The 5,069-nt window shown below is 67.4% G+C and carries 7 protein-coding genes and 1 pseudogene; 5 read left to right on the forward strand and 3 right to left on the reverse strand.

Annotated features, from left to right (window positions below):
- Nucleotides 1-223: pseudogene (locus AOK24_RS16420) on the forward strand (hypothetical protein); the annotation flags it as partial.
- 280 nt (nucleotides 224-503) lie between these two features.
- Complete coding sequence (locus AOK24_RS16425) at nucleotides 504-1,322, forward strand: class I SAM-dependent methyltransferase (protein WP_055720820.1); 819 nt, start codon at nucleotides 504-506, stop codon at nucleotides 1,320-1,322.
- 40 nt (nucleotides 1,323-1,362) lie between these two features.
- Here the strand turns inward: AOK24_RS16425 and AOK24_RS16430 are convergent, their stop codons facing one another.
- A complete protein-coding gene (locus AOK24_RS16430; protein ID WP_055720821.1) occupies nucleotides 1,363-1,905 on the reverse strand; it encodes an NUDIX hydrolase in 543 nt (180 codons plus the stop codon).
- 227 nt (nucleotides 1,906-2,132) lie between these two features.
- Between AOK24_RS16430 and AOK24_RS16435 the strand changes: the two genes are divergently transcribed.
- Entirely contained in the window at nucleotides 2,133-2,645 is a 513-nt protein-coding gene (locus AOK24_RS16435; RefSeq protein WP_055720822.1) for a DUF6879 family protein, read from the forward strand.
- 18 nt (nucleotides 2,646-2,663) lie between these two features.
- On the opposite strand, the gene AOK24_RS16440 is transcribed toward AOK24_RS16435, so the two are convergent.
- Both AOK24_RS16440 and AOK24_RS16445 read right to left on the reverse strand, forming a co-directional pair.
- The gene (locus tag AOK24_RS16440; protein WP_055720823.1) at nucleotides 2,664-3,014 is read right to left on the reverse strand and encodes a hypothetical protein; all 351 of its coding nucleotides are present in this window, start codon (nucleotides 3,012-3,014) and stop codon (nucleotides 2,664-2,666) included.
- Between the two features lie 104 nt (nucleotides 3,015-3,118).
- Nucleotides 3,119-4,048, reverse strand: a complete 930-nt coding sequence (locus AOK24_RS16445; RefSeq protein ID WP_055720824.1) for a radical SAM/SPASM domain-containing protein — start codon at nucleotides 4,046-4,048, stop codon at nucleotides 3,119-3,121.
- A gap of 154 nt (nucleotides 4,049-4,202) precedes the next feature.
- Here AOK24_RS16445 and AOK24_RS16450 point away from each other — a divergent pair, with 154 nt between their 5' ends.
- Both AOK24_RS16450 and AOK24_RS16455 read left to right on the forward strand, forming a co-directional pair.
- Nucleotides 4,203-4,883 carry an NUDIX domain-containing protein gene (locus tag AOK24_RS16450; RefSeq protein WP_055720825.1) on the forward strand — a complete coding sequence of 227 codons (681 nt, stop codon included), beginning with the start codon at nucleotides 4,203-4,205 and terminating at the stop codon, nucleotides 4,881-4,883.
- The coding region (locus AOK24_RS16455; RefSeq protein ID WP_159051889.1) for an NUDIX domain-containing protein at nucleotides 4,861-5,069 on the forward strand (209 nt) is incomplete at its 3' end. The genes AOK24_RS16450 and AOK24_RS16455, both read left to right, overlap by 23 nt.

Genomic DNA, 5,069 nt, shown 5'->3' on the forward strand with positions numbered 1-5,069 from the left:
CACCCCCGACCACACCATCGAAACCACCGCCCCCTCCGCCGCGGCCACCGCCTACACCCAACGCGAGGTCGACCTCTCCCTCGCCCTCCTCTCCCACTTCGTCCGCGGCACAGCCTCCCCGGCAACCCTCACCGACTGGTGGACCACCACCCACCCCACAGAAACCCTCCACTCCCGCGACCGCGAAGCGGTTCTGGAACAGTGGACGGCCCCCCTCCTCTGACACCCGTCAGGGCGAGAGACCCGCGAGGTCGAGTCCCCCGCAACCTCGAACCCCCCCGCCCTGGGCGGCACCATCCACTCGGGGAGTCCTTCGAACGCGGGGTCCTCCAGGCGAAGTCCGGTAATACGCTCTGTTTATGTGAAGGCACGCATAGTAGCTTTCCGGTGGGGGCGGAGATTCCGTGCTGGAGGAGGCGGCGGCCGGCGTACGCGGAGTCGGTGCCGTTCCTGGAGTACGTCAGCGGCGCCGCCCTGCTCGCCGACAACCCCAGGGAGCCTCGATGACTGCTCAGCCCACACATGACCCTTCCGTCACCGACCGCGGCCTTCTCTCCACCAAGGCGTACGGCACGGCTGAGCACCTTGCCGCCCGTCAGTCCCTGTACCGGTGGCAGACCCCGCGCCACGACCTCCCGGGCATCGTCGTGAACGAACTGGCCGATGTACGCGGTGTGGTGGCGGACGTCGGCTGCGGCAACGGAAAGTTCGTCACCCGGGTGCGGGAGGAGCGTCCCGACCTGTGCGTGCTCCCGATGGACGTCTCCCCCGGAATCCTCGACGCGGTCCCCGGGGCGGTCGTCGCGGATGTCCAGCAGCTTCCCGTCGCCGATGGAGTCCTCGGCGCGGTGCTGGCGCTGCACATGCTGTACCACGTGAGGGACCAGGCGCTGGCGGTACGGGAGTTGGGCCGGGTACTCGCGCCCGGCGGGATCGCGATCGTCTCCACCAACAGCCGTACCGACAAGCGGGAACTGGAGCAGCTCTGGCGCCGGGCCGCAGGCGATGTGCTCGGCATCGAGAAGGGCCCGGCCCGAGTACAGCTCTCCGCCCGCTTCACCCTGGAAGACGCCCCGGCGATCCTCGGCCAGGTCTTCGGCGACCTTCGTACGATCCCTCTCCCCGGGGTGATCGAGGTGACCGAGGCCGAACCGGTCGTCGCGCACTTGGCCTCCTACGAAGCCTGGGCGGACAAGGCGGGTGTTCCCTTCCGGGAGACGATCGAGCGCGCGCGAGAGCGGGTCGACGAGGTCATCGAGGCGGAGGGCTCGTTCCGCATCACCTGCCGGGGAGGCGTCCTCGTCTGCCGAGGGCCCCGCTGAGCCCCATGGATGCTCCACAGCCCCCGGTTCGGCGGCCGTCTCAGCGCAGGGCCGTGTGGACGTGCTGTCGGAGAGCGGGGTCGGTGATGCCGTCCAGGGGGCGCCAGGCGGAGCCGCTCACTTCCTCCGTCTGCAAGGTGATGTCGCCCTTTCCGGTCAGCTGGAACAGGTACCTGAAGTCGACGTGCTGGTGCGCGGGTTCGTTCTTCGCGGGGTTCGCCGGGATGGGGTGCACGTCGATGTGGACCGGCAGGGGCAGGAGCGGGGCGACGTCGGCGGAGATGCCCGTCTCCTCGCCGAGTTCGCGCAGGGCGGCGTCCAGGAGGGTGCTGTCCTCGGGCTCCAGATGACCGCCCGGCGTGAGCCAGATGCCGAGCGCGTTGTGGTGGACGAGCAGGACTCGCGCGTCGTCGTCGACGAGTACGGCCCCGGCGGTGGCGTGCCCCCGGAACTCCTTGCGGCTGGCCAACTCGGCGTCGGTGTCAAGGAGTTCCACGACCGACGCGAGGAACCCCTTCTCCCCGGGCCGGGCATCGACGTACGCGGCGAGGGTCTCGCGGATGTGCTCGCGGGTGATGCCCATGGGCTGCTCCTCGAAGGAAGGGGCTTCATACATACCGGGTCCCAGGGCTCCTCCGGCGCCCGGTGGTACGCCCTGTTTATGCGAGAACGCGCATAGCGGTGCCCAGACATGGACGTCACCCCCCGCTCTGTCTACCGTCGTCGAGACGTGTACCGCACGGCGACGGGGTCGATCTGCCGGGGAAGGGCTCGTCGAGATCCCGGAGTCGGTGTTGAGGGAGGCATTTCGTGCTCTTGGATGGTGACGCGTGGAACGACTGCTTCGACTCGATGCGCAGTGAGGCGTGGCGGCTGGAGACGCTGCCGGTCTACACGGTGCCGCAGGAGGCGGAGAAGCTGGCGAGGTTCCTCGCGGGGGAGAAGTCGCCGGACGACTACGCGTCCGCGTGGATGGACGAGGTCCGGGCGTGGACCGGGGAGGGCAAGTACGTCGGCCGGGTCCACGTCCTCACCCGCCCCCTCTCCGACTACCTCCGCTTCGAGTTCGAGTACTACTACCGCCACCACGTGACCGCCGGCGAGGACATCCGCATCCTCGACCTCACCGACCGCCCGAACCCCGGCCTCCCGGACCAGGACTTCTGGATGTTCGACGAGTCCAAGGTCGTCCTCATGAACTACCGCCCCGACGGCACGCAGACCGGCCGCGAGCTGTACGAGGGCGACCCGGAGCCGTACCGGAGATGGCGACGGCTGGCGGTCGCGGAGTCGGTGCCGTTTCTGGAGTACGTCGGCGGGTGACGTACCCCGGCCGACTGGTCACTCGTCGCCGCGCAGGCTCCTCAGGTACGCGCCGGCCGTCGCCGCGAACGCTTCCCTCGCCGCCTTGAAGTCCTTCCAGTCGGGATTCGTGCCGCCCTCCTTGTGCATGGCCGCGAGCCGATCGAGCAGCAGCCGGGCTTCCTTGTGCGGGCCGACACCTTCGAGGTCGATGGGGTTGAAGGCGGCCCGGGTCGCCGCATACGCGCGGTCCACGGCGTCGATCGCCTCGCGTTCGTTCGCGTACCGGCCGTCCTGCCGATGCCACACGACATGCGACTCGGCATCGACGGCGGAGAGGAACCGGGCGTACATGTCCAGGCGGGCAAGGTAGAGGGGGGTTTCGGCCATCGCTGCTCCAGTGCCGCAAGCGGACTCGGGGGCGACACGCTACCCGCCGACGGCGCTGATCGGTGGCGGGCAGGAAGGATTCCCCCGTGTGCGGTACGGCTCGTTCAGCAGTCGGTGCGGGGCAGCGATCCGCTTCCGCCGTCGTCGTCCCCGCTCCCCGTGGGGCCGCAGGCGGCGTCAGGTGCGCATACGGTCTGCGGCGAACAGCTGTCGAAGCTGGGATTGCACTCCGGAAGGCATGTCGGCGCCATGTGCGGTGCGGTGTGCGGGAATTCCCTTTCCAGATCGGAGCGGGCGGCGTTCATCGCCTCGCTGCTGTAGATTTCGGCGAGCGTCTGCCGGTGGACGTTCCCGATTTCCATCCACCGCGAGAACACACAGGGTGTCACCCGTCCATCGGGAAGAACGGCGAACTTGGCGCGTCCGCACATTCCGCACAGCTCCTCAAAGCGAGGCGGTTTCCCGTCGGCGCCTCGGCCGAACGGCCGGATACGGTCCGTACGGACATCCCTGATTCCGAGTCGCAGTAACTCTTTTTCCGCCTGTTGTCCTCGCTGCCCTTCCCGTACGTCGATGATGTTGCCGCGCATCTCGATTCCGAGTTCACGCGCACGCTGGACGTTGGTTCGGGTGCCGACGTGTGATCCGCGCGTGCCGGTCACGGCCTCGTGCCCCGACGCCTCGTCGCTGTAGTAGCTGAACGCCAACCGTACGCCGGGGAGTTGCAGCGCATCCCACACCTCGGGCTTGATGTGGGTCATGTTGCTGAACACCTCGATACGCATGCCGTACTTCCCGGCGTGGCGAATGAAGCGGGAGAGTCCCGGGTGCAGCGTCGGCTCACCACCGATGAACTGAATGTCACGCACGCCCATTTCGTCGAGCTGGTCGATCACGCGTATCCAGTCGGTTTCGGTCATGTCGCCGTGATCCCCTTGTGGCGAGGATTCTGCGTAGCAGTGTCGGCAGTTGAGATTACAGAGACCTGTGATCTCAAGCCATGCGAACCGGAGGGGGAGTTGAGCCGGGAACATCGGCGCTCCTGGAAGGCTTCATGAGACGATCTGATTCGACTCTGTGACGAGTGAATCGTTCTCGACCTAAGCTCACCAGGCACGGATGATGCAGTAAGAGTGCAATCAGCGTGCAGCGTCTTTTCCATCGATCGTGGTGCGTGGGGAGGCCGGGATGGATGTGGTGGAAGTCTGGAACGGCCACTACGCGTGTGTCCTGCAAGCGGCTCTGAGGATGACGAACGAAGGGTTCGCCGAGCGCCTCGGCATCGCTCCGCGTACCGTGGCGGGCTGGCGCGCCAACCCTGATGCCGTACTCCGGGGTGAGACACAGCAGTTGCTCGACGGAGTGTACGAATCGGTACCGCCGACTGTGAGGAAGCGGTTCGTGCTGATGCTGACGTCGGAGCGGCGATCCACGCCGGGAAGCGGTGATCCCACGGTTCAGCCGTTGAGGGTCGCCATCGCGGTCGTCGTACGTGCGCGAGAGGTTCTCCTGGTGTGCCGCCGTGACGACGGAGCCACCGGCGTCGGCTGGCAGTTTCCCGCCGGAGTGATCAAACCGGGCGGCGACCCGGCCAGCGCGGCGGTTCGGGAGACTCTGGGTGAGACGAGCGTGCGCTGTACGGTCACCCGATTACTCGGCACCAGGCTTCACCCCGTCACGTCTGTGCAATGTGAGTACTTTCTCTGCGAGTTCCTCGCCGGAGAGGCCGCCAACAGGGACATCGTCGAGAATGTCGATGTCATGTGGGTGGCGGACGACCTGATCGAGCGCTTCATCCCCGTGAGTGCCATCTTCCCTCCCGTCCTGGCGGCCCTGAAGGAGCGATATGACCACGGAGACGCCGAGTGACGACGACCGGCCGGCGATCGCGGCTGCGGTTGTTGTGCGGGAGGGGTGCGTGTTGCTCGTCCGGCGGCGGGTGCGGGAAGGGGAGTTGTCCTGGCAGTTTCCGGCGGGGGAGGTTGAAGCCGGGGAGTCGGAGGAGGACGCCGCTGTGCGGGAGGTGTGGGAGGAGACCGGGGTGGTGGTGAGGGT

It is taken from the genome of Streptomyces niveiscabiei (genome assembly GCF_001419795.1).
In the GTDB taxonomy this organism is placed as follows: Bacteria; Actinomycetota; Actinomycetes; order Streptomycetales; family Streptomycetaceae; genus Streptomyces; species Streptomyces niveiscabiei.

What these genes read in the sequence shown, in the direction of transcription:
- AOK24_RS16425 (WP_055720820.1), top strand. Translation starts at nt 504, where the DNA reads ATGACTGCTCAGCCCACACATGACCCTTCCGTCACCGACCGCGGCCTT.
- AOK24_RS16430 (WP_055720821.1), bottom strand. Translation starts at nt 1,905, where the DNA reads ATGGGCATCACCCGCGAGCACATCCGCGAGACCCTCGCCGCGTACGTC.
- AOK24_RS16440 (WP_055720823.1), bottom strand. Translation starts at nt 3,014, where the DNA reads ATGGCCGAAACCCCCCTCTACCTTGCCCGCCTGGACATGTACGCCCGG.
- AOK24_RS16445 (WP_055720824.1), bottom strand. Translation starts at nt 4,048, where the DNA reads ATGTTCCCGGCTCAACTCCCCCTCCGGTTCGCATGGCTTGAGATCACA.
- AOK24_RS16450 (WP_055720825.1), top strand. Translation starts at nt 4,203, where the DNA reads ATGGATGTGGTGGAAGTCTGGAACGGCCACTACGCGTGTGTCCTGCAA.